At 63.2% G+C, this 26,804-nt stretch carries 4 protein-coding genes; 3 read left to right on the top strand and 1 reads right to left on the bottom strand.

The annotated features are described in order from the left end of the window. Positions 1-121: 121 nt before the first annotated feature. The 3 genes from BLU63_RS00300 to BLU63_RS00290 all read left to right on the top strand — a co-directional run bounded on the left by BLU63_RS00300 (position 122) and on the right by BLU63_RS00290 (position 23,936). Positions 122-11,089: a non-ribosomal peptide synthetase gene (locus BLU63_RS00300; RefSeq protein ID WP_083374654.1), complete on the top strand. Its 10,968-nt coding sequence runs from the start codon at positions 122-124 to the stop codon at positions 11,087-11,089. Beyond that, the gene (locus BLU63_RS00295) at positions 11,089-22,851 is read left to right on the top strand and encodes a non-ribosomal peptide synthetase (RefSeq protein ID WP_083374653.1); all 11,763 of its coding nucleotides are present in this window, start codon (positions 11,089-11,091) and stop codon (positions 22,849-22,851) included. The genes BLU63_RS00300 and BLU63_RS00295 overlap by 1 nt, the downstream gene beginning before the upstream one ends. Before the next feature lie 128 nt (positions 22,852-22,979). Next, entirely contained in the window at positions 22,980-23,936 is a 957-nt protein-coding gene (locus BLU63_RS00290; RefSeq protein ID WP_083374652.1) for an alpha/beta hydrolase, read from the top strand. 257 nt (positions 23,937-24,193) lie between these two features. On the opposite strand, the gene BLU63_RS00285 is transcribed toward BLU63_RS00290, so the two are convergent. Beyond that, complete coding sequence (locus BLU63_RS00285) at positions 24,194-26,659, bottom strand: TonB-dependent siderophore receptor (protein ID WP_010458435.1); 2,466 nt, start codon at positions 26,657-26,659, stop codon at positions 24,194-24,196. Between the last annotated feature and the right edge of the window lie 145 nt (positions 26,660-26,804).

Below are 26,804 nucleotides of genomic sequence, written 5' to 3'. Positions count from 1 at the left end.
ACACCCCGCGTTTTACCTCCTGCCTGATACTTGTTCTCATTCGCTAATTTTTCCGGTCTGCATTCGTTTTATAGGGACGACGTGCCTTTGTGCTTCCCGCCACTGATCCGGATGCTTAGAAATGAATGCTGAAGACTCCTTGAAACTTGCTCGCCGGTTTATCGGGTTGCCCCTGGAAAAGCGCCAGATGTTCCTTGCGGCCTTGCAAAAGGAAGGCGTTGATTTCGCCCGGTTCCCCATTCCAGCCGGCGTCGACGCCGAAGATCGCCAGGCGCTGTCGTATGCCCAGCAACGCATGTGGTTTCTCTGGCAGCTGGACCCACAAAGCGGTGCCTACAACCTGCCCGGTGCGGTGCGCCTGACCGGGCGTTTGAGCCTGCCGGCGCTGGAGCAAGCCTTCGCCAGCCTGGTGGCGCGTCACGAAACCCTGCGTACGGTGTTCCAGCGCCACGCCGACGACACGTTGCTGCAAGTGCCGGCCAGCGCGCCGCTGGTCATCGATCATGTGGATTTCAGCGCCTTGCCAGCCACGGAGCGCGAAGTGGCAGTTGCCAAGGCAGCCGAGCAGCAATCGGTGTTGCCGTTTGATCTGTCAGTCGGCCCGCTGCTGCGCGTCACTTTGCTCAAGCTCGCCGAGCAGGAACACGTCCTGCTGCTGACCCTGCACCACATCGTTTCCGATGGCTGGTCGATGAACGTGCTGATCGACGAATTCATCCGCTGCTACGACGCCTTTGAGGCGGGCGCGCAACCGCAAGTCGCGCCATTGCCGATCCAGTACAGCGACTACGCGTTGTGGCAACGCCGCTGGCTCGAGGCGGGCGAACAGGCGCGTCAACTCGACTACTGGCAAGCGCAACTGGGTGATGAGCACCCGGTGCTGGAACTGCCCACCGATCACCCGCGCCCGGCGATGCCGAGCTATCGCGGCACCCGTTACGAGTTTGCGGTCGACCCGCAACTGGCCGAGCAACTGCGGGCCACGGCGCAGAAACACAGCGTCACCCTGTTCATGCTGTTGCTCGGCGCCTTCAACGCGCTGCTGCATCGCTATACCGGGCAGACCGACATCCGCGTCGGCGTGCCGATTGCCAACCGTAACCGCGCCGAGATCGAAGGCCTGATCGGCTTCTTCATCAACACCCAGGTGTTGCGCACGAAGCTCGATGGTCAGACCCGCGTCGACGAGTTGCTGCGCGCCATCAAGGAAACCGCCCTTGGCGCCCAGGCCCATCAGGACCTGCCATTCGAGCGCCTGGTCGAGGCGCTGAAACTGGAACGCAGCCTCAGCCACACGCCGCTGTTCCAGGTGATGTACAACCACCAGCCGCAGGTCGCGGACATTTCCACGGTCAGCACCGCCTCCGGCCTGGCGCTGGGCGTAATCGAGTGGGAAGGGCGCACCACGCAGTTCGACCTGACCCTCGATACGTATGAAAAGGGCGGCAAACTGCACGCGGCGCTGACCTACGCCAACGACCTGTTCGACGCCGTGACCATCGCGCGCATGGCGCAGCACTGGACGCACCTGCTGCAGGGCATCGTCAGCGATTCACAGCAGCGCATCAGCGATTTGCCGCTGCTTGAAACAGCCGAATATCAGCGCATCGTGCATGACTGGAATCGCGCTGACGAAAGCTTCGCGCAGGATTTGTGCATTCATGAACTGATCAGCCAGCAAGTCGCGGCCAGCCCGGACGCGTTGGCGGTGACCTTCGCCACCCAGCATCTGACCTACGCCGAACTCGACGCTCAGGCCAATCGCCTGGCCCACCGGCTGATCGAACTGGGTGTCGGCCCGGAAGTCCGGGTCGGCGTGGCGATGCAGCGTTCCGACAGCTTGCTGGTCGCGCTGCTTGCCGTCCTCAAGGCCGGTGGCGCCTACGTGCCACTGGACCCGGATTACCCGGCCGAACGCGTCGCCTACATGCTCGAAGACAGTCGCGCCCTGGTGTTGCTGACCGAGCATTCGGTCGCCGCGACATTGGCCGTGGCAGCCGATACCCCGGTGTTGCTGATGGACGATATGACCTGGGCCGCTTACCCGAGCAGCGCGCCGGTCACCCGCGTCACGCCGGACAACCTGGCCTACGTGATCTACACCTCCGGCTCCACCGGAAAACCCAAGGGCGTGGCCATCGCCCATCGCAACGTGCTGGCGCTGATCGACTGGTCTAAATCGGTGTACAGCCGCGAAGACATCCAGGGCGTGCTGGCCTCGACCTCGGTGTGCTTCGACCTGTCGGTATGGGAGCTGTTTGTGACCCTGGCCAACGGCGGCTCGGTGATCATCGCCCGCAACGCCCTGGAGTTGCCGCAACTGCCGGCCCGGGATCAGGTGCGCCTGATCAACACCGTGCCGTCGGCAATCAATGCCTTGCAGCGCGACGGACAGATCCCGCCGAGCGTGCGCATCATCAACCTCGCCGGCGAGCCGCTGAAGCAGAGCCTGGTGGATGCGTTGTATGAGCAGTCGACCGTCGCACACGTCTACGATCTGTACGGGCCGTCGGAGGACACCACCTATTCGACCTGGACCCGCCGTGCAGCGGGCGGTCGCGCGAACATCGGCCGTCCCCTCAAGCACACCGCCAGCTATTTGCTGGACGCCGACCTGCAACCGGTGCCCCAAGGCGTGTCCGCCGAGCTGTACCTGGCGGGCGCCGGCATCACCCGCGGTTACCTCGCACGCCCAGGCATGACTGCCGAAAAATACGTGCCGAACCCGTTCGCCAGCAACGGCGAGCGCTTGTACCGCACCGGCGACTTGACCCGTTATCAGGTCGACGGTTCGCTGCAATACGTCGGGCGCATCGACCATCAGGTCAAGGTCCGTGGTTTCCGTATCGAGCTGGGCGAAATCGAAGCACGGCTGTTGCAGCAAGCGGACGTGCGCGAACTGGCTGTGTTGGCGCAGGACGGCGTCAACGGGCAGCAACTGGTGGCCTACATCGTGCCGACCGATCCGGCGTTGGTCGATGACGCCGATGCGCAAGCCACCCTGCGTGAAACCCTGAAAGCGGCATTGCGCCAACACCTGCCGGACTACATGGTCCCGGTGTTCCTGCTGTTCCTCGCGCAGCTGCCGCTGACCCCCAACGGCAAACTCGACCGCAAGGCCCTGCCGGCGATTGATGGCGCGCAGCAACAGCGCGAGCACGTCGCTCCGCGCACAACGATGGAAAAAGCCCTCGCCGCGATCTGGCAAGACGTGCTGGCCATCGACAACGTCGGCCTTGAAGACAACTTCTTTGAACTGGGCGGCGACTCCATCGTCTCGATGCAAGTGGTCAGCCGTGCGCGCCAGGCCGGGATCGTGTTGAGCCCCAAGGACCTGTTCCAGCACCAGACCGTTCGCAGCCTGGCCCAGGCTGCCCGCAGCGGCGAGCAAACGCTGATTGACCAAGGTCCGGCAAGTGGCGTGGTGGCGTTGGCGCCGGTGCAAAAGGGGTTCTTCGAGCAAGCAATTCCCGAGCGTCAGCACTGGAACCAGTCGCTGTTGCTGGTGCCGCGCGAGGCGTTGAACGTCGAGGCGCTGGACCGCGCGCTTGAGCAGTTGCTGACCCATCACGACAGCTTGCGCCTGCGTTACGAGCAGACCGCTGAAGGCTGGCAGCAGGTCTATGCGGCGCCGACCACCGAGTCAGTGTTGTGGCAGCGTCAGGCGCAATCGGTCGAAGCACTCAATGCGCTGTGCGACGAAGCCCAGCGCAGCCTCGATCTGCAAAATGGCCCGTTGATCCGGGCGCTGCTGGTGGCGATGGCGGACGGTTCTCAGCGTTTACTGCTGGTCATCCATCACCTGGCGGTGGACGGTGTTTCCTGGCGCGTGCTGTTGGACGATCTGCAACAGTTCTACAGCGGCAGCGCCGTGAAGAGGGCGAAAACCAGCACGTATCAACGCTGGGTCGCCCGTCTGCAAGATCATTTGCCAGCGTTTGAAAACAGCCTCGGTCACTGGCAGGCCCAGCTGCGCGACGCACCGACCGATTTGCCGTGTGACCGTCCGAACGGCGCGCTGCAAAACCGCTTCGAGCACAAACTCGAAATCAAACTCGACGCCGAGCAAACCCGCAAACTGCTGCAACACGCCCCGGCGGCGTATCGCACCCAGGTCAACGACCTGCTGCTGACCGCACTGGCGCGGGTGGTGTGCCGCTGGAGCGGGCAGGGCAGCACGCTGATTCAGCTCGAAGGCCATGGTCGTGAAGACCTGTTTGACGACATCGACCTGACCCGCACCGTCGGCTGGTTCACCAGCCTGTTCCCGGTCAACCTGATGCCGTCGAGTGACCTCGGTGCGTCGATCAAGACCATCAAGGAGCAACTGCGTGCCGTGCCGGACAAAGGCCTCGGCTACGGCGCGCTGCGTTACCTCGGCGACCCGGCGATGCGCGCCGAACTGGCCGCGTTGCCGCAACCGCGCATCACCTTTAACTACCTCGGGCAGTTCGACCGCCAGTTCGACGACGCCGCGCTGTTCGTGCCGTCCACCGAAGGCAACGGCGTGGCCCAGGATCCGTCGGCGCCGCTGGGCAACTGGCTGACGGTCGAAGGCCAGGTCTACGGTGGCGAGTTGGCGCTGAGCTGGGGTTTCAGTCGCGAGATGTTCAACACCGCGACCATCCAGCGTCTGGCGGACGATTACGCCCAAGAACTCAACGCGCTGATCGAACACTGCTGCGGCGTTGAAGTGCCTCAGGTCACGCCGTCGGATTTCCCGTTGGCGCGCATCAGTCAGGTGCAACTCGACGAATTGTCGGTCGCGACCCTTAAAGACCTGTATCCCCTGTCGCCAATGCAGCAGGGCATGCTGTTCCACACGCTGTACGAACCGCAAGTCGGCGCCTACATCAGTCAGTTACGTCTGGACATCCAGGGCCTCGATCCGCAGCGATTCGCTCAGGCCTGGCAAACCGCGCTGGAGCGTCACGACATCCTGCGCAGCCGCTTCCACTGGCAAGGCCTCGACACCGCGCATCAGGCGATTGTCCGCCACGTCGCGTTGCCGCTTGAAGTGCTGGACGCCACCGACACCGATGCGCTGGCCGACGCCGAACGTGCCCAAGGTTTTGAATTGGGCAGTGCGCCGCTGTTTCGCTTGAAGCTGGTGCGCATGGGCGCCAATGACTGGCACCTGATCTACACCAGCCACCATATTTTGATGGACGGCTGGAGCAACGCGCAGTTGCTCGCCGAAGTGATCCAGCATTACGCCGCTGGCCAGGCGCTGCCGGCACCGACCGGGCAATACCGTGATTATATGGGCTGGTTGCAGCAGCAATCGGCTGCCGAAGGCGAGCAGTTCTGGAAAGCCGTTTTGGCACCGCTGGAAGCGCCGACCTTGCTGGCCGAAGCCTTGCGCCCGCCAGTGGGCGCCGAGGGCAGCGAGGAATACCGCGTCGCCCTTGATAGCCGCGCCACCCAGCGTCTGATCGAGTTTGCCCGCCAGCAGAAAGTCACTCTCAACACCGTGCTGCAAGGGGCGTGGAGTCTGTTGCTGCATCGTTGCACCGGCCAGGATTGCGTGGTGTTTGGGGCCACGGTTGCCGGGCGTTCGGCGCCGTTGCCGGGGATCGAAGCGCAACTCGGCTTATTCATCAACACGCTGCCGCTGGTCTGTGCGATGAAGCCGGATTGCACCGTCAGCCAATGGCTGGGCGAGCTGCAAGGGCTGAACCTGGCCATGCGCGAGTTCGAGCACGTGCCGCTTTACGACATTCAGGGCTGGGCGGGACAACAGGGTTCGGCGCTGTTCGACAGCCTGCTGGTGTTCGAAAACTTCCCGGTGGCCGAAGCGTTGAAACAGGGCGCACCGGCCGGGTTGTCGTTCGGCAATTTGCACAATCACGAGCGCACCCACTATCCGCTGACGTTGGGCATCGAGCTGGGCGAAGGCCTGAGCCTGGACTTCAGCTACGACGCCGCGCGTTTCAGCGCGGCGCAAGTTGCCGGGTTGTCGGCCAATTTGCAGCACCTGCTGATGCAGCTTGTCACCCAGCCGGACGCCGCACTTGGCGCGCTGGAACTGCTCGACGTCGACGGCAACAACGCGCTGCTCGCGATCAGCCAACCGCCGACAATCGAGTTGTCCACAACACTTCTGGCCCACGAGCAGATCGCCGCGCAGGCCGCCGCGACCCCGGACGCGCTGGCGTTGCAGGTTGACGGCCAGTCCCTGAGCTACGCGCAATTGAACACCCAGGCCAACCGTCTGGCCCATCGTCTGATGGCCAACGGTGCCGGTCCGGGCAAGCGTGTCGGCCTGGCGCTGCACCGTGGTCCGCAGCTGATCGTCAGCCTGCTGGCGGTGCTCAAAAGTGGCGCCGCCTACGTGCCGCTCGATCCGAAATACCCGAACGAACGTCTGGCCTACATGATCGATGACAGCCGTCTCGACGTGCTGCTGTGCGAATCCGGTCTGCTGGAGGAGGTGCCGGGCGTGCGCCGTCTCAGCCTTGAGGACGGCACCGACTACCCCGGCAGCAATCCGCACCACCACGCGGTCGCCGGCGATCTGGCCTACATCATCTATACCTCCGGCTCCACCGGCCAACCCAAAGGCGTGGCCATCGCCCATGCCGCGTTGCGCGAGTTCTGCCAGAGCGCCGCCGACTATTCGGTGCTGTCGGCGTCGGACCGGGTGTTGCAATTCGCGACCTTCAGCTTCGACGGTTTCGTCGAGCAATGTTTCCCGGCGTTGTGCGTCGGCGCGGCGTTGATCATGCGCGGCGATGACGTGTGGGACGCCGGTCGCCTCGCCGCCGAAATCGTCCAGCACGGCGTGACCGTGGCGGACTTGCCGGCCGCTTACTGGTACTTGCTCGCTCGCGAATGCGCGAGCGGCGTGGTCAGCGGTCTCGGTGCTTTGCGCCAGGTCCACGTCGGTGGCGAAGCGATGTCGGTCGAAGGTTTGCGCCTGTGGCATCAGGCCGGATTGAGCCACATGCGACTGCTCAACACCTACGGCCCGACCGAAGCGACCGTGGTGTCCAGCGTGCATGAGTGCCGTCTCGACGATGCCAGCGATGCGTTTGGCATTCCGATTGGTCGTGCCATCGCCGGTCGTGCGCTGTATGTGCTGGATGCGGCGGGTCAGTTGCTGCCGTCCGGCGGTGTCGGCGAACTGTGCATCGGCGCTCCGGCCTGCCTCGCGCAAAGCTACTTCAATCGTCCGGCGCTGACCGCTGAACGTTTCCTGCCGGACCCGTTTGCCCGTGAACCGGGCGCGCGTCTGTACCGCAGCGGCGATCTGGCGCGCTACAACGCTCAAGGGCAGCTGGAATACGTCGGCCGCATCGACCATCAAGTGAAGATCCGCGGTTTCCGCATCGAAATGGGCGAGATCGAAGCCTGCCTGCAAGCCCGTGAAGACGTGCGTGAAGCGGCGGTCATCGCCCAGGACGGCACGCAACTGGTGGCGTACATCGTGGCCGGCGATTCGCTGTCGTCCGAAGTTGATTATCTGGAACGCCTGAAAGCCGCTCTGCATCAGTCGCTACCGGAATACATGGTGCCGAATCACTTGGTCCTGCTGCCGAAGCTGCCGCTCAACAACAACGGCAAACTGGATCGCAAAGCCTTGCCACGCGCCGAGGCCAGCGATGCACAGCGTGACTTCGTGGCCCCGGTCGAAGGGCTGGAAACGGAACTCTCGCTGATCTGGCAGGACGTGTTGCAGGTCGGGCAAGTTGGCCGCAACGACAACTTCTTCGCGCTCGGCGGGCACTCGTTGCTGGTGCTTCAGGTGATCTCGCGGGTGCGGCAGCAGTTGCAGCTCGAACTGTCGGTGAGCAGCTTGTTCTCCGCTGCGAACCTGGCGGAATTTGCCGGGCGTGCCGCGCTGGCAAATATCAGCGGTCAACCTTTGCTACAACGTGCCGTGATCGATCAGCCGCAGGTTTTGTCTTTTGCCCAACAGCGCCAATGGATTCTCTGGCAACTGGACCCGCAAAGCCCGGCCTACAACATTCCTGCCGCACTGTGCCTCATAGGCCCGCTGAACCGCGAAGCCCTGCGCGAAGCCTTCGCCCGGTTGCAGGACCGTCACCAGACCCTGCGCACGACCTTCGAACAAGATGGTCTGCAGGCACGTCCGGTGCTGCACGACAATCTGGCGTTGCAACTGGAGGAACGCACACTCGATCAGGTGTCGGTCGACACGGCCGTGGCCGAAGAAATCGCCCGTCCGTTCGACCTGCGCAACGGTCCGCTATGGCGCATGTTGCTGCTGCAAGTGAACACCGACGAACACGTGCTGGTCCTCACCGTCCATCACATCGCTGCCGACGGCTGGTCGATGCAGGTCATGGTCGATGAGTTCAGCTCCTTGTATCAGGCGGCCGCCAGCGGTCGCGCCGCCGGTTTGGCTGACCTGCCGGTGAACTACAGCGACTACGCCCGCTGGCAGCGCGACTGGCTGGAAGCGGGCGAGGGTGCACGTCAACTGACGTGGTGGCGTGAGCAACTGGCCGGCAGCCAGGCGCCGCTGGAATTGCCCAGCGAACTGACCCGTCCTGCCCGCCGCAGCGAGCGCGGTGCCAGCCTGGTGCTCAACGTGGATCGCGAGTTGCTCGCCGGTTTACGTCAACGTGCCCAGGAACAGCAAGTGACGTTGTTCATGCTGTTGCTGGCGAGTTTCCAGACCTTGCTGCATCGCCAGAGCGGGCAGTCGCGCATCAACGTTGGCGTGCCGAGCGCCGGTCGTTCGCGTCTCGAAACCGAAGGCCTGATCGGCTTCTTCATCAACACCCAGGTGCTGCGTGCCGAGATCGATGGGCAGCAGCCGTTCAGCACCTTGTTGCAACAGGTCAAACAGGTTGCATTGGGCGCGCAAGCGAATCAGGACTTGCCGTTCGAGCAGCTGGTCGACGCCTTGCAACCGGACCGCAGCCTCAATCACAGCCCGTTGTTCCAGGTGCTCTACAACCATCAGCAGCCGTTGGGCGCGAGTGTCGAACGCACGGTTGCCGACCTGAACGTCGAGCGTCTGCACTGGCAGCAACACACCACGCAATTCGATCTGGTCCTCGATACTCAGGAGCAGGGCGAAGCACTGGATGCCAGCCTGACTTACGCCACGGATGTGTATGACGAAGCGTCGATGCAGCGCCTTGGCGAGCAGTGGCTGAACCTGCTGCGCGCGGTGGTCAGCGATCCGCAGCAACGCGTCGCCGAACTGCCCCTGATTGACGGGTCGCAGCAAGAGGCTTTGGTGCAGCACTGGAACCCCGCATTCCAGGCGCAACCGACGTCGCCGACCTTGCATCAGTTGTTCGAAGCGCAAGCCACACAACGGCCGAATGCCGTCGCCCTGGTCTACGAAGGCGAGCAATTGACCTACGCCGCACTCAACGCCCAGGCCAACCGCTTGGCGCGCACACTGCGCGAACAAGGCATAGGGCCAGAAGTGCGCGTGGGCATCGCCACCGAGCGGGCGATGCCATTGGTGATCGGCTTGCTGGCGATTCTCAAGGCCGGCGGCACCTACGTGCCCCTCGACCCGCATTACCCGGCCGAACGCCTGAGCTACATGATCGAAGACAGCGGCGTCACGCTGCTACTGACCCAGCAACACTTGATCGACAGTCTGCCGGCCCGAGACGGCGTGCAGGTGCTGAGCCTGGAATCGTTGCAGCTGGATGGGGTCAGTGACGCCAACCTGCCAGCGCTGGCGACCCCGGACAACCTCGCCTACGTGATCTACACCTCCGGTTCCACCGGTCGTCCTAAAGGCGCATTGCTCAGCCATGGCAACGTCGGGCGTCTGCTCACGGCCACGGCTGGCGAGTTTGGCTTCGGTCCGGACGATGTCTGGACGCTGTTCCATTCCTACGCCTTCGACTTCTCGGTGTGGGAGCTGTTTGGTTCGCTGTGCACCGGCGGGCGTCTGGTGATCGTGCCGTATGACATCAGCCGCGAGCCGCAGCAATTCCATCGCTTGCTCTGTGATGAGGGCGTGACGGTGTTGAACCAGACGCCGAGCGCGTTCCGCCAGTTGTTGCCGATTGCCTGTGCCAGCCCACGAAGCATGGCGTTGCGTCAGGTGATTTTCGGTGGCGAAGCCCTCGAAGTCGCGAGCCTGCGTCCGTGGTTCGAACGCTTCGGCGACCAACAGCCAACCCTGGTCAACATGTACGGCATCACCGAAACCACGGTGCACGTGACCTACCGTGCGATCCGCCTGGCCGACCTCGACGGCAAGGCCCAAAGCCCGATTGGCTTGCCGATCCGCGACCTGCGCTGGTACTTGCTCGACAGTCAGCTGCATCCGGTGCCGGTGGGTGTGGCGGGCGAGTTGTACATCGCCGGCGCCGGTCTGGCGCGGGGTTATCACGGCCGTTTCGGCCTGACCGCCGAGCGTTTTGTGCCGAGCCCGTTCGAGACTTCGCAGCGTCTTTATCGCAGCGGCGACCTGGCGCGTCAGCGTGCCGATGGCAGCATCGACTACCTCGGCCGGATCGACCAGCAAGTAAAAATCCGCGGTTTCCGCATCGAATTGGGTGAAATCGAAGCCGCGCTGCTGGCCCAACCGGGCGTGCGCCAAGCGGTGTTGAGCGTGCATGCCGGCGACGGCGGGCCGCAGCTGTGCGCCTACGTCGTGGCCGAGCAAACCCCGCATGACCCGATCGCCTGGCGCGACAACCTGCGCACCGCGCTCAAGGTGGAACTGCCGGACTACATGGTGCCGAGCCACTGGTTGCTGCTGGATGCCTTGCCATTGACCGGCAACGGCAAGCTCGACCGCAAGGCGCTGCCGGTGCCCGATGCCCAGGAATGGCAACGGCCGTTCGAAGCCCCCGAGGGCGACCTCGAACAGCAACTGGCCGCGATCTGGGCCGACGTGCTGGGCGTGGTGCAGATAGGCCGACGCGACAACTTCTTTGAATTGGGCGGGCATTCATTGCTCGCGGCCCAGGCCAGTGCCCGCGTGGAACTGGAACTGGGCATCGAGCTGCCGCTGCGCGCGCTGTTCGAATCCACCGACCTTCAGGCTTATGCCGCCATGGCCGGGCAACACGCCCCGGCTGACAACGATGCACGTCTTGATGCGCTTGAGTCGCTTCTCGACGAGATGGAGATCAACTGATGGAACACACCACTGCCCAGCGTATCGCCAGCCGCTTCGCCGGCCTGCCGGCTGATAAGCGCCGCGAGTTTCTGCAACGCATGCAAGAGCAGGGCGTGAGCTTCGGCCAGTTGCCGATTCCGCCGGCTGCCGAGCCGCAAGCAACGTTCGAATTGTCATACGCGCAGCAGCGCCAATGGTTCCTCTGGCAACTTGATCCACACAGTTCGGCGTACAACATTCCGGCCGCGCTGCGTTTGCACGGGCCGCTGAACGTTGCTGCGTTGCAGCAGAGTTTCGATGGGCTGCTGCAGCGGCATCAGAGTTTGCGCAGCCGGTTCGTCGAGGACGACGGGCAAGTGGTGCAGACGCTGGCCGAGTTCACCTCGCTGCCCATCGAGCAGATCGACCTGTGCGGCGAACCTCAGGATCAGCGCTTCGATCAGGCGATGAACAGCGTCGAACAGGACATCGCCCGGCCTTTCGATCTGCAACACGGCCCGCTGTTGCGGGTCAGCCTGTTGCAACTCGATGCCGAAGACCACGTGCTGTTGCTGACCCTGCACCACATCGTCACCGATGGCTGGTCGATGGGCGTGCTGGTGGAAGAGTTTTCCCGGCTCTACGCCGCGCATTGCCAAGGTCAGAACACGGTGCTGGAGGCACTGCCGATCCAGTATTCAGACTATGCGATGTGGCAACGCCGCTGGATGGAGGCGGGCGAGCTGGAACGTCAACTCAACTGGTGGCGCGACCGCCTGGGCAGCGAACAACCGCTGCTCGAATTACCGACCGACCGTCCGCGCCCGGCGCAACCGAGCCAGCGCGGTGCGCGTCTGGATTTCGCCCTCGATACCACGTTGGCCAGCGGTCTGATGAGCCTGGCCAAACAGCGCGGTGTCACGCCGTTCATGCTGTTACTGGCGAGCTTCCAGGCCTTGCTCTATCGCTACAGCGGCCAGGCCGACGTGCGTGTCGGTGTGCCGATTGCCAACCGTAATCGCGCGGAAACCCGTGGCTTGATCGGGTTCTTCGTCAACACCCAGGTGATGCGCGCGGAACTGGACGGACGTCTGCCGTTCAGCCAATTGCTCGACCAGACCCGCGCCGCCTCGCTGGACGCCCAGGATTATCAGGACTTGCCGTTCGAGCGTCTGGTGCAGGCGCTGCAAGGTGAACGCAGCCTCAGTCACAGCCCGCTGTTCCAGGTGATGTTCAACCACCAGCAAGCCAAACCGGCGGCGGTCAGCGGCTTGCTCGCCGGCCTGCGCGTCGAGGCATTGAACGCCACGGCGCACACCACCCAGTTCGACCTGCAACTGGACACCCAGGAGGAGGGCGACAAACTGTTCGCCAGCCTGACTTACGCCACCGATCTGTTCGACGCTGAACGTATCGAGCACCTCGCGCGGCACTGGCGCAATTTGTTGGCCGGTGTTCTGGCTAACCCGCAATGCCCGCTCGCCGAGTTGCCGTTGCTGGACGCCGATGAGCGTCTGCGCATCCTCGACGAGCTCAACGACACCGCTCAGGCCTATCCGGGCGAAGTCTGCGTGCAGCGCCATTTCGAAAAACGCGTAGTTGAACACCCAGAGGCGACGGCGCTGGTGTTCCAGGACCAGTCCCTGAGTTACGCCGAGCTGAACCGGCGCGCCAACCGTTTGGCCCACCACTTGCGTGCCCAGGGTGTCGGCCCGGACGTGCTGGTGGGGATTGCCTGCGACCGTTCGTTTGAAATGGTTGTCGGCCTGCTGGCGATTCTCAAGGCGGGCGGTGCGTACGTGCCGCTGGACCCGGAATACCCGGTTGATCGCCTGAGCTACATGATCGAAGACAGCGGCATTACGTTGTTGCTGACCCAGGAATATCTGCTGGCGCAACTGCCGACCCCGGACAACGTGCGCACCTTGTGCCTGCACGCCGACACCGATTGGCTGAACGACTTGCCGGGCACTGACCTGGCCAACCTTGCGGTCGCGGAAAACCTCGCTTATGTGATTTACACCTCCGGCTCCACCGGCAAACCCAAGGGGGCCGGTAACCGCCATGTGGCGCTGCATAACCGTCTGGCGTGGATGCAGCAAGCCTACAACTTGCAGCCGAGCGACCGCGTGCTGCAAAAGACGCCGTTCAGTTTCGACGTGTCGGTGTGGGAGTTTTTCTGGCCGCTGATGAAGGGCGCCACCCTGGTGATCGCCGCGCCGGGCGAGCACCGTGATCCGCAACGCCTGGCCGCGTTGATCGTCGAGCAGGCGATCACCACGCTGCACTTCGTGCCGTCGATGCTCTCGGCGTTCATCGTTGCCGACGAAGCGCTGGCCTGCACTTCGTTGCAGCGGATCATTTGCAGCGGTGAAGCGCTGCCGATGGAACTGCAACGCCAGACCTTGCGCAGCCTGCCGCAAGCCAATCTCTACAACCTCTATGGTCCGACCGAAGCGGCCATCGACGTGACCCACTGGACCTGCGTGGAAGAAGGGCGTGACAGCGTGCCGATTGGCCGGCCGATTGCCAACTTGCGCACCTGCATCCTCGACAGCGAACTGCAACCGTTGCCACTGGGCGCGGTGGGCGAGTTGTACCTGGGTGGCGTCGGCCTGGCGCGCGGTTACCACCGTCGTGGCGCGCTGACCGCCGAGCGTTTCGTGGTCGATCCGTTTGGCAGCGGCGAGCGTCTGTACCGCACCGGTGACCTGGCGCGCTATCGCGCTGATGGTGCCATCGACTACTGCGGGCGCATCGACCACCAAGTGAAGATTCGCGGTTTGCGCATCGAGCTCGGCGAAATCGAGGCGCGCCTGCAAGAACATGCGGACGTGCAGGAAGCCGTAGTGTTGGCCCTCGATGGCCCGGGCGGCAAGCAGTTGGTCGCGTACATCGTGCCGCAGGATCGAGCCTTGGTCAGCGCCGATGCCGAGCAACAAGGCGCCTGGCGTGAAACCCTGAAAAGCTATTTGCTGGCGAGCCTGCCGGATTACATGGTGCCGGCGCAAACCGTGCTGATCGAGCAAATGCCCCTGAGCCCCAACGGCAAACTCGAGCGCAAACGCCTGCCCGCGCCGACCGCACAGGTCAGCCAACGTGCCTTCGAAGCGCCACGCAGCGAACATGAACAGGTGCTGGCGCAGATCTGGCAGGACGTGCTGGGCGTGGAGCAGGTCGGGCGTCAGGACAATTTCTTTGAGCTGGGCGGCGACTCGATCATTTCGATCCAGGTGGTCAGCCGTGCGCGCCGCGCCGGCCTGAGCCTGCAACCCCGCGACCTGTTCCAGCAGCAAACCTTGCAAGCCCTGGCCGCCGTGGTCAAGGAACAGGCCGCCCCGCTGGCGCAGCAAGGGCCGGTGGAAGGTGTGCAAACACTCACGCCGATCCAGCGCTGGTTCTTCGACGAGCCGATCCCGCAACGCGCGCACTGGAACCAGGCGGTGCTGCTGACACCACGCGAAACCCTTGAATTGCCACGCCTGCAAGCCGCGCTGCAACGTTTGCTCAAGCAGCATGATGCCCTGCGTCTGCGCTTCAGTCAGGTCGATGGCCAATGGTCGGCGCGTTATGTCGGGGCCGACAGCTGCGATGTGATCGACATGCTCTGGACCGCCCGCGTGGCCAACGATGCTTCGCTGGAATCGGTGTGCGACGAGGCGCAGCGCAGCCTCAGTCTGCAAGACGGTCCGCTGCTGCGCATCGCGTTGATCGCTCAGGCGGATGGTTCGCAGCGGTTGCTGTTGGTGATCCATCACCTGGCGGTGGACGGGGTGTCGTGGCGGGTGTTGCTGGAAGATTTGCAAGCGGCTTATCAAGGGCAAGACCTGCCACCGAAGACCAGCGCTTTCCAGGCCTGGGCCGACAAACTTGACGCCTACGCCCGCTCCGAAGCCGCTGCCAGCGAACTGGACTGGTGGCAAGCGCAGCTGAGCGTCGCCAATGATTCGCTGCCCGCCGCCAATGCCCAAGCCAGTCAGGCCGGGCATCTGCGCCAAGGCGTGAGCATCGGCCTGGACCGCGATCAAACCACCAGGCTGCTGCAACAGGCGCCAGCCATTTACCGCACACAGGTCAACGACCTGCTGCTGACCGCGCTGGCCCGAACCCTCAGCCGCTGGACCGGTGACGCTTCGGCGCTGATTCAACTCGAAGGCCATGGTCGCGAAGAGCTGTTCGACGACATCGACCTGACCCGCACCGTTGGCTGGTTCTCCAGTCTGTTTCCGGTGCGCCTGACGCCAACCGCCGACCTGGCGGGCTCGATCAAGGCCATCAAGCAGCAACTGCGCGAAATCCCCGGAAAAGGCCTGGGCTACGGCCTGCTGCACTACCTGGGCGATGCCTCGACCCAAGCGGCGTTGGCCGGATTGCCGCAAGCACGCGTGACGTTCAACTACCTCGGGCAGTTCGACCAGAGCTTCGCCGAAGACGCCCTGTTCACCCCGGCCAAGGAATCCAGCGGCGCCGCGCAATCGGCGGACGCACCGTTGCCGAACTGGCTGTCGGTGGACGGCCAGGTGTATGGCGGCGAACTGAAACTCGACTGGACCTTCAGCCGCGAATGCTTCGACAAACGTGAAATCGAAGCGCTGGCCGCCGATTACCAACGTGAATTGCTGGCGCTGATCGACCATTGCCTGAGCGACGGTGCGGGTGGCGTGACCCCGGCGGACTTCCCGCTGGCGCGCCTGACCCAGGCGCAACTCGATGGCTTGCCGGTGCCGCCGGCGCAGATTGAAGACCTGTATCCGCTGTCGCCGATGCAGGCCGGTCTGTTGTTCCACAGCCTCTATGAATCGGCGTCTGGCGCCTACGTCAATCAGCTCAGCGTCCAAGCCCGTGGCCTCGACGCCGAGCGTCTTGGCCGCGCCTGGCAAGCGGTGCTCGACACCCATCCGATCCTGCGCAGCAGCTTCCACTTCCCCGACGGTTTCGAAGCGCCGGTGCAAGTGGTCCATCGTCATTTGCAACTGCCGATGACGTGTCTGGACTGGCGTGGCCGCAGCGATCAGGCCGACGCATTGATTGAACTGATCGACAACGAGCGCCTGCAACTCGATTCGACCCGGGCGCCATTGATGCGCCTGACCCTGGTGCGGCTGGACGATGAGCGTCAGCAATTGATCTACACCCACCATCACCTGTTGCTGGATGGCTGGAGTAATTCGCTGCTGCTGAGCGAAGTCTTGCAGCGTTATGCCGGGCAGGATGTGCAGGCGCCGACCGGGCGTTTCGCCGATTACATCGGCTGGCTGCAACGTCAGGATGCCCACGCCGACGAGGTCTTCTGGCGCGAGCAGCTGGCGACCCTCGACAACCCGACGTTACTGGCGCAGAGCCTGGCCCATGGCGACGGTAAAAATCAGTTGGCCGTAGAGTTTGCCGACCATCGCCAGACCTTCGATGTCGCCACCAGCCAGCGTTTCAGCGAGTTTGCCCGTCAGCAAAAAGTCACCCTCAACACCTTGGTGCAAGGCGCCTGGGCACTGTTGCTGCAACGCTACAGCGGCCAGCGCAGTGTTGCGTTCGGCGCGACTGTGGCGGGGCGGCCGGTGGATTTGCCGGGTGCCGAAAGCCAGCTCGGCCTGTTCATTAACACCTTGCCGGTGATCAGCAGCCCGGACGCGGTGGAAAGCGTCGGCCAGTGGCTGACCCGTTTGCAGGCACAAAACCTCGAACTGCGTGAGCATGAATTCACCGCATTGGGGGACATTCAGCGCTGGGCCGGGCGTGCCGGTGAGCCGCTGTTCGACAGCCTGCTGGTGTTCGAAAACTTCCCGGTGGCCGAAGCGCTGCAACAAGGCGCGCCGGCCGGTTTGAGCTTCTCGGTTCCGCAGAACCATGAACGCACTAACTTCCCGCTGACCCTGGCGGCCACCGCCGAAAGCCAGTTGAGCCTGAACTGGAGTTACCAGTGCGCCCATTTCAGCGGCGAAGCGATTGTTCGGATGAGCGAGCATCTGGCCGCGCTGCTGGCGGCGATGGTCGCCGCGCCAAACGCGGCATTGAGTGAACTGGACCTGCTGACCGCGCCGGAACGCGCGCAACAGTTGGTCGAATGGAACCCGGCATTCACGGCCGCGCAAAACCCGCTCTGTGTGCATCAGTTGATCGAGGCCCAAGCGGTCATTCGCCCGGACGCCACCGCGCTGATCTTCAACGATCTGCAATTGAGCTTCGATCAGCTCAACCGTCGCGCCAACCAATTGGCCCATCGCCTGCGCGCACTGGGCATTGGTCCGGAAGTGCGGGTTGGCCTGGCGATGCAGCGCTCACCGGAAATGATCGTCGGCCTGCTGGCGATCCTCAAGGCCGGCGGCGCCTACGTGCCGCTGGACCCGGCTTACCCGACGGAACGCCTGCGTTACCTGATGGAAGACAGCGGCATTTCGCTGATGATCAGCCAGTCGTGGCTGCGGGAAAAACTGCCGTTGCCCGAAGGCCTGCCGGTGCTGGAAATCGACCGCGAGCCGCTGGCGTCCATGGCGGACACCAACCCGGTCAACCTGACCTGCGGCGAAAACCTCGCGTACCTGATTTACACCTCAGGCTCCACCGGGCGGCCCAAAGGCGTCAGTGTGGCCCACGGTCCGCTGGCCATGCATTGCCTGTCGATCGGCGAGTTGTACGGCATGACCCCGGACGACCGCGAGTTGCAATTCGCCTCGATCAGTTTCGACGGCGCCCACGAACGCTGGCTGACGCCGCTGGTGTTCGGTTCGGCAGTCATGCCCCGCGATGACGAGTTGTGGAGCGTGGAGCGCACCTGCGCCGAGATCGAAAAACACGGCATCACCATTGCCTGTTTTACCCCGACTTATCTGTCGCAGATCGCCGACTTCATGGGCGAAGCGGGGCGTGATTTGCCGATCCGTTCGTACACCCCGTGCGGCGAGGGCATGGCCAAGCACGCGTTCGATGAAGTCCAGCAAGTGCTGCAACCCAAGCGCTTGATCAACGGCTACGGCCCGACCGAGACGGTGATCACGCCACTGATCTGGCTGGCGTACCCGGATACCGAGTTCGACTCGGCGTTCATGCCGATTGGCCGGCCGGTGGGCAACCGCAGCGCCTACATTCTGGACGGCGGCTTGCAGCCGTTGCCGGTTGGCGTCGCGGGCGAGTTGTACCTGGGCGGCGAGGGTGTCGCCCGGGGTTACCATCAACGTCCGGACCTGACCGCTGAACGCTTCGTGCCGGATCCATTCGTGCCGGGTGCGCGTTTGTACCGCAGCGGCGACCTCGCACGGTTCCGCGCCGATGGCGTCGTTGAATACCTCGGCCGTATCGACCAGCAAGTGAAGATTCGCGGGTTCCGTATCGAACTCGGCGAAATCGAAGCCTGCCTGCTGGAACACGAAGGCGTGCGTGAATCGTTCGTGATCGACCGTGAAGGTCCGGTGAGCCGCCAACTGGTCGGTTACGTGGTGCCCCGCGATCCGCTTGCCGATGAGCAGGCTCTGCGTGAAGCGCTGACGGCTCATCTGCGCAGCCGATTGCCGGCGCACATGTTGCCGGCGCACTTGATGTGCCTGGCCGCGTTGCCGCTGACGCCGAACGGTAAGCTTGATCGCCAAGGCCTGCCGGCGCCGGAAGCCACTCGGCAGAACCACGATCACGTGGCCGCCGCAACACCGGCCGAAGTGTTGCTGGTTGAGATCTGGCAGGAACTGCTGGGGCTGGAGTCGGTGGGTGTCACCGAGAACTTCTTTGAGCTGGGCGGTGATTCGATCATTTCGCTGCAAGCGGTGAGCCGTGCCGGGCAGCGTGGGCTGGTGTTCAGTCCGAAGCAGCTGTTCGAGCAGCAGACCATTCGTGCTTTGGCCTCCGTGGCCAGCAGCCGTGAAGCAAGATTGATCGAAGCGCCAAACGTCGAAGCTTTCTCACTGGTGCCGCACATCGACATCGCTGCCCGTGAAGGTCTGCAAGACTTGTATCCGCTGTCGCCGATGCAGCAAGGCATGCTGTTCCATTGCCTGGATTCACCGGAGCTCAACCCCTACGTCAACCAGTTGAGCGTGGCAGTCGACGGCTTGCAGGTGCCGCGTTTCCGCGCGGCCTGGCAGACGCTGGTCGAGCGACATGAAGTGCTGCGCGCCGCGTTCCGCTGGCGCGATGGCTTGGCCGATCCGCTGCAAGCGGTGTTCGCCGACGTCGAGTTGCCGATCGAAGAACTCGACTGGCGCGACCGCTCCGACACCGAGCAGGCGCTGGGCGAACTGGCCGCAGCGGAACAGGCCAAGGGCTTCGACCTGAGCTTCCCGCCGTTGATGCGTTTCATCCTGGTGCGCCTGGGTGATGACCGTTACCAGATGATCTGGATCTACCATCACCTCTTGCTCGACGGCTGGAGCGCTTCGCGTCTGTTGGGCGACATGCTGCGCCTGTACCACAACGACAGCCTGCCGACCCTGACCGGGCGCTACGCCGACTACATCGCCTGGCTGCAACGCCAGGACGGCGCGCAAGCCGAAGGCTTCTGGCGTGAGCGCCTGGCGCTGCTCGAAGAACCGACCATTCTGGCCAAAGCTTCCGGTGCCGCTGGTTCCGGCCACGGCGTGATGTACAGCCACCTCGACGCCGAGGCGACGCGCAAACTGCACAGCTTCGCCAAGCGTCAACGCGTGACACTGAACACGCTGGTGCAAGGCGCGTGGCTGTTGCTGCTGCAACGCCACAGCGGCCAGCGCAGTGTCGCGTTCGGCGCCACGGTGGCGGGGCGCCCGACCGGGTTGGCCGGTGCGCAGGACATGCTCGGTCTGTTCATCAACACCTTGCCGGTGATTCAGACCCTTGATCCGCAACAGCCGGTGGGCGAGTGGCTGCGCGACTTGCAGGATTACAACCTGATGGTGCGTGACTACGAACACACGCCGTTGTCGGACATTCAGCGCTGGGCCGGGCAGGGTGGCCAGGGTTTGTTCGACAGCATCATCGTGTTCGAAAACCATCCGGTGGACCGCGCCTTGAAAGGCGGCGAGGAAGGCGAGCTGCGCTTTGCCGAAGTCGGCAGCGGCGGGGTGACCAACTTCCCGATGGACTTGATGGTCAGCGCCAACGAAGAAGGCCTGGAAGTTGAGTACCTGTTCCTGCGTGATCGCTTCAGTGACGTGGAAGTCGAGCGGATTCGTGCGCAGTTGGAAGGATTGCTGCGTGCGTTGCCGGAGGATGCTACGCGTCTGCTTGGCAATATTGGCTTGCCTGAGGCGCGTTTGAGTCTGCCGCAGGTGTCAGATGACAGCGCTGATTTGCTTCACGCGTTTAATCAACACGTCAAAGCGCAGCCGCAGAAAATCGCCTTGATCTGCGAAGGTCGGCACGTCAGTTATGCACAGCTTGAGGCGCAGGCCAATGGGTTGGCGCAGCAACTGATCGGTCGCGGCATCGGCCCGGAAAGTCTGGTGGCGGTGGCGTTGCCGCGTTCCGAGCGCACCATCGTTGCGTTCCTCGCGGTGCTTAAAGCAGGGGCGGCGTATCTGCCTTTGGACCTCGCGTACCCGGCCGAGCGGCTGGCATATATGTTGAGCGATTCGGCGGCCAGCCTGTTGCTCTGTGACAGCAATCTGGGGGATCGACTGACCCTGGCCGACAGCCCGCCGCGTCTGCTGCTCGACCAGTTGAGCGTTACCGACCACGCTGAATGCCCGGTTTCCCAGCCGTTGCCTGGGCACTTGGCGTATTTGATTTACACCTCCGGTTCCACGGGCCAGCCCAAAGGCGTGGCGGTGGCACGTGGGCCGATTGCCCGGCATTGCCGCGGCATCATCGAGCTCTACGAACTGGCACCGCGCAGCCGTGAGCTGCACTTCATGTCGTTCGCCTTCGACGGTGCGCAGGAGCGTTGGCTGAGTGTGATGTTGGCCGGTGGCAGCCTGGTGATCCGCGAGGACAGTTTATGGACCCCGGAGCAAACCCTCGAAGTGATGCAGCGCCATGGCGTCACCGTCGCCTGCTTCCCGCCGGCCTACTTGCAACAGATGGCCGAAGTGGCCGAACGCCTTGGCAATCCACCGGCGGTCGAGGTGTATTGCTTTGGCGGTGATGCGGTGCCGGAGGCGAGCTTCGAGCAGGTCAAGCGCGCCTTGCGTCCGCAGCGTCTGGTCAACGGTTATGGTCCGACCGAAACCGTGGTCACGCCGCTGCTGTGGCGTGCCGAGGCCAGCGAAACCTGCGACGCGGCGTATGCGCCGATTGGGCGTGGCGTGGCCGGGCGGGGTTTGTATGTGCTGGACGCCGACCTCAATCCGTTGCCGGCCGGTGTCAGCGGCGAGTTGTACCTGGGCGGCGAATGCCTGGCGCGCGGTTACCACCAGCATCCCGGCATGAGCGCCGAGCGTTTCATCCCCGATCCGTTCGAGGCCGGTGGCCGCATGTACCGCACCGGCGACCTGGTGCGCCAGCGCGAATGCGGGTTGATCGACTATCTGGGGCGTCTTGACCAGCAAGTGAAGATCCGTGGTTTCCGCATCGAGCCGGGCGAGATCGAAGCGCGTCTGCGCGAATGCGTTGGGGTGCAGGATGCCGCCGTGGTGGTACACGACACGCCGACTGGCAAGCAATTGGTCGGTTATGTGGTGGCGGCCGGTGCTGTCGGGCTGGATCGTCGCTTGAAATCTGAGCTGCAAGCGCAACTGCCGGACTACATGGTGCCGCCACGGATCCTGGTGCTGGAACGTTTTCCGCTGTCGGCCAACGGCAAGCTCGACCGTCGCGCACTGCCGGAGCCTGAATGGGCGCTGGGCGGTTATCGCGCGCCGCGCAACGATCTGGAAAAGGCGCTGACCGCGATCTGGCAAGAGGTGCTTGGCGTGCCGCAAGTGGGCATCGACGACAACTTCTTCGAACTGGGCGGCGACTCATTGCAGGTGCTCAAAGTCATCTCACGGGTGCGCAGTCAGCCGCAACTGGGCTTCGAGTTGAAGCTGCGGGATCTGATGCAGAAACCGTGCATTGCCGAACTCAGTGGTTATCAGGTGACCGAACCCACGTCTGCGCCGGACCCTTTGCTGGCGCTGAATGCGCGGATCCCGAATGTGCCGGCGCTGTTTTGCCTGCACGCCGGTTTCGGCACGGTGTTCGACTACGAACCGTTGGCCCGGCGTCTGGAAGGACGGCGCACGGTGTACGGCGTGCAATGCCGCATGCTGCTTGACCCGCACTGGCAGGACGAATCGCTGCTCGCCATGGCGCAAGCCTATGCGCAGCGGATTCGCAGTCAACAGGCCGAAGGACCGTATTACTTGCTGGGCTGGTCGTTGGGCGGCGCGTTGACGCAGTTGGTTGCCCACGAATTGGAAGGCCAAGGTGAAACCGTGGCGTTTGCCGGGTTGGTCGACAGCTACGTGGCCGGCACCGCAGAGGCGGGGGACTGGCGCGAGGACCTCGGTGATTTCCTGAAGTTTGTGCTCGGTTTGCCCGCCGATGAGGCTCAGGCGTTGATTGCGCGCAAAGCCGCTGGCTTGAGTGAACGCGAGGGCTCCACCGCCGTGATTGAAGCCGCCTTGCACGGTTCCAATGAACAAGCCGCATTGGGCGCGGGGGAGCTCACGCAGATCTTCGCCACCGGCTCACGCCTCAAGCAACTGGCGCTGGCGCATCGGCAACTGCCGACGATCAAGGCCTCGGCCCATCGTTGGTGGGTGGCCGGGCGCGACGACGAACGTCGGGTGTTCGAGGGCCAGGTCGGCAGTCATGGCGTTGATCGCCTGTTGGCCGGCGGGCACTACGAGCTGTTGCGTGGTGATGAGTTGCTTGATGAGCTTGAGGACTTACTGGAACGCCGTTTGGCCATTGCGTAACTCATTTTCGTAGGAGCGAGGCTTGCCCGCGAACGCGATCTCAAGGACGCCTTCGCGGGCAAGCCTCGCTCCTACAGATCACGGTTTTTCTCGCATTTTTGTACTTGTTTATTTAAAGGATTCGTCCCATGGCCGTATTGCCAGAACTTGAAGCATTTCTCGAACTCGCCGAGTTGGGCCGGATGACCGGTAAAAGTCGCGCGATGCATGAACAGGCTCCGCAACAGGCACGGATTGATTTTGAAGCCTCCTCGGGGTTTCTCGATGTGCCGCTGGACAGCGTTGCCTGCGAGGACTTCACCATTGACGCGCGGGATGGCCACAGTCTGTCGGCAAGGGTGTATCGCGATGGGCAAGCGGTCGACGGCTTGCAGCCGGTGTTGCTGTATTTTCATGGTGGCGGCTATGTGGTCGGCAGCCTCGATTCCCATGATGCGCTGTGCCGGCGACTGGCCTCGCAAGGCGGGTTTGCGTTGTTGACCGTGGATTACCGACTGGCGCCGCAATGGCGTTTCCCGACGCCGGTGCAGGACGCTTGCGATGCGGGCAACTGGCTGGTGCGCGAGGGCGCTGCGCGTGGGCTGGATGCGAACCGGGTGGCGCTGGTCGGTGACAGCGTGGGTGCAACATTGGCCACGGTGTTGTCGATCATGGCAGTGCGTGAACCTGAGGAACTGGCGTTGAAACCCAAGGCCCAGGTGTTGCTGTATCCGGTGACGGATGCGACGACGAAACGCGCCTCGCACCGGGATTTTGCCGAGGGCTATTTGCTGGAGACGCCGACGCTGGACTGGTTCTACGCGCATTACGGGCGCACGCCGGACGACCTGGCGGATTGGCGTTGCTCGCCGTTGCTGGCGGCGGATTTATCAGGCTTGGCACCGGCGCTGGTGTACTTGGCCGGGCACGATCCGCTGCATGATGAAGGGCTGGCGTATGCCGAGCGGTTGCGTGCGGCGGGGAATGAAGCGACGTTGCTGGAACAGCCGGGGATGACCCATGACTTCATGCGCATGGCGGGGTTGCTGGGGGAAGTGGAAGGGATTCACTCGGAAGTGGCGGGGTGGGTGCGTTCGCGGATCTGAATTGCCATGAAAAAAACCGCCATGCCTGGATCAGGGGTGGCGGTTTTTTTGTGTCCGGTCCAGGGGATTTCTGGTGGGCGACAATTGCCTTCGCGGGCAAGCCTCGCTCCTACAGGTTGGCACCATGCCACAACTCGACGCCAACCTGTAGGAGCGAGGCTTGCCCGCGAAGGCGGACTCCCATTCACCACAAAATCCCTGGCCAAAAAAAATGCCCGCATCTGACGACACGGGCATTTTTCATTTCAGCTCACGACTCAGAAATCATACTTCGCGGTGACCTGCACGTTACGCGGCTCGCCGTAGAACGTGGTGTCGAAGTTGCCCAGGCCCGTCAGGTAGTTCTTGTCGAAGACGTTGTTGGCATTGACGGTGAAGCTCAGATGGTCGTCGTACTGGTAACGGGTCATCAGGTCCACGAGGGTGTAGCCACCTTGCTTGATCTGGGTGTAGTCGCCCGCGCTGGCGCTGTAGATCTTGCCGTAGAACGCGCTCTGCCAGCTCACGCCGCCACCGACGGTGAACTGGTTCATCACGCCCGGCAGACGGTAGGTGGTGAAGGTACGAACGACGTGTTCAGGGCGCGTGGTGGACAGCGGGTAGCCGAAGATCCGTTGCTCGTCCTGGTCACGGGTCCGGGCGTAGGTGTAGCCCGCGGACAGGTTCCAGCCCTCGGCCAGTTCACCGGCCAGTTCCAGTTCCACACCTTTGGTGGTCGCGCCGTCGATGGCTTTGTAGATACCTTCGTTGGTGACCGGGTTGGTGCCGATCGATTCAGCGACGTTGTCCTGTTCGATGCGGAAGAAGGCCAGGCTGGCGTTCAGCTTGCCTTCGAAGTAGGCCGCTTTCAGACCGGTCTCGTAGGCGTTGCCTTCAACCGGCTGCAGGGTCGAGCCGTTGGCGTCCTTGTAGATTTGCGGCTGGTAGATATTGGTGTAGCTGGCGTACGCGGAGTACGTGTCGTTGAGGTCGTAAACCACACCGGCATACGGGGTGACGACGCCGTGTTCCTTGTAGCTGGCGTGGGTGTCGGTCTGGTTGGCGCCCGGGTTGTAGTTGTAGTCTTCGTTGTACTTGAAGGTGCTCAGGCGGGTGCCGAGGATGAACGACAGGTCATCGGTCGGGCGCAGGCGCGTGGCCAGGTAAACGCCGTTCTGGCTCTGGGTACGTTCGTATTTGCCGTTCTTCGGGAATTCCTGTTTCGGCAGTTCGCCGTTCCAGTCATAGATGCTGCCGGGCACTTGGGAGAACGCACTGGTGTCGTAAGTCGAACCGGTCTGGCGCGAGTGGGACGCCATGACACCGGCGACCAGTTCGTGCTCGCGACCGCCCAGGCTGAAGGGGCCGGAGACGTTCACGTCAGCGGTGTTCTGCACGCGATGACCTTCCCAGCGACCCCAGTAAAGGAACATGCCTTCACCGGTGGCGCGGTCCGGGTTGCCGCCGCTGGCCGAGGCCAGTTGGGTGTCATGGTCGGTGGTTTTCTGGTCCAGGCTGACTTTGAGTTTCCAGTCATTGGCCAGCGCTTGCTCCAGCGATGCAAAGTAGGTGGTGCTGTCGAAATCACGACGGCTCCAGTCGGCCGCCGGGTTGAAGTGACGCGGGAACTCAGTACGCCCGCCATCGGCGAAATATGTCGGGTTACCGGTCCACGACGAACCGCGCGGGGTGGCGCTGGATTTGTCGATGCCGAAGGTCAGCAGGGTGTCGTCGGTCAGGTCGGCTTCGAGTACGCCGTAAAACAGGTCTTTCTTCTGGCTGTAGTGATCCAGGTACGAGTTGGCGTCCTGGTACGTGGTCACGAAGCGACCGCGGACGTTGCCGGAATCGGTCAGCGAACCGGAAATATCACCTTCAGCACGGTACTTGTCCCAGCGGCCGGCGGTGGCGCTGACCGAGGCCTTGAATTCCTTGGTCGGCTTCTTGCGGATCAGGTTGACCGTGGCGGACGGATCGCCGGTGCCGGTCATCAGGCCGGTAGCGCCTTTGATGACTTCGATGTGGTCGAGGCTGGCCGAGTCGTCGCTGTTGTTCGGGTTTTCACCGTACACACCGTCGTAGATAGTGTTGACGCCATCGTACTGGAAGTTGGTGATGGCCTGGCCACGGGCGGAAAATTCGGTACGGTCACTGTCGTACTTCTGCGACGTGATGCCGGGGGTGTTGCGCAGTGCGTCGGCAACGCTGGTGACGCCGCGATCGTCCATCTGCTGGCGGGTGACCACGGTTACCGATTGCGGTGTTTCGCGAAGGGTCAGCGGCAGCTTGGTCGCGGTGGTGGTGGCGCCGGTGGTGTAGGAGCCGGTGTCTTCAGTGGTCAGGCCCAGGGCCTGGCCGGAAATCGTGGTCGCGCCCAGTTGCAAGCCCGAACCGCCGCCGGAGACCAGCGTGACGCTGTTGCCGTTGATCTGGAACGAAATGCCGGTGCCTTTGAGCAGGGCACTCAGGGCTTCGGACGGCTCCAGCGAACCTGACACTGCACGGGACTTGATACCCGCCACCTGATCCGGGCTGTAGAGGATCTGCAGGTTGGTCTGCATGCCCAGCTCGGTCAGCGCGTTGGAAAGCGGCTGGACGGCAATGTTCACTTTTACAGGTGCAGCATTGGCCATCGAGCTCCCCAGCAAGGTGGCGGTCAGCAGCACGCTGGTAAACAGGGTGCGATGCAATGTCGGGCGCTGTACGGCCAGCGCGAGAGGTGTGCGGCGTGGTAGAGGTCGCATTACTTACCTGAGCTCCTGAAAAGTGGGGTGCAGAGTTTTTGTTAATAAGAATGATTATTAGACGCGGCGCGAAGCAAAAACCGGAAAGAAAGACGCCAATTAATTTTCAGAAAGAAGAAACCGTGGCGAGGGGGTCGCCCAAATG

The sequence above is a fragment of the Pseudomonas mandelii genome, assembly GCF_900106065.1.
GTDB lineage: Bacteria > Pseudomonadota > Gammaproteobacteria > Pseudomonadales > Pseudomonadaceae > Aquipseudomonas > Aquipseudomonas mandelii.
The sequence above is the reverse complement of the archived record's forward strand: the minus strand, read 5'-3'. Positions and strand labels throughout refer to the sequence as shown.

What these genes read in the sequence shown, in the direction of transcription:
- BLU63_RS00300 (WP_083374654.1), top strand. Translation starts at nt 122, where the DNA reads ATGAATGCTGAAGACTCCTTGAAACTTGCTCGCCGGTTTATCGGGTTG.
- BLU63_RS00295 (WP_083374653.1), top strand. Translation starts at nt 11,089, where the DNA reads ATGGAACACACCACTGCCCAGCGTATCGCCAGCCGCTTCGCCGGCCTG.
- BLU63_RS00290 (WP_083374652.1), top strand. Translation starts at nt 22,980, where the DNA reads ATGGCCGTATTGCCAGAACTTGAAGCATTTCTCGAACTCGCCGAGTTG.
- BLU63_RS00285 (WP_010458435.1), bottom strand. Translation starts at nt 26,659, where the DNA reads ATGCGACCTCTACCACGCCGCACACCTCTCGCGCTGGCCGTACAGCGC.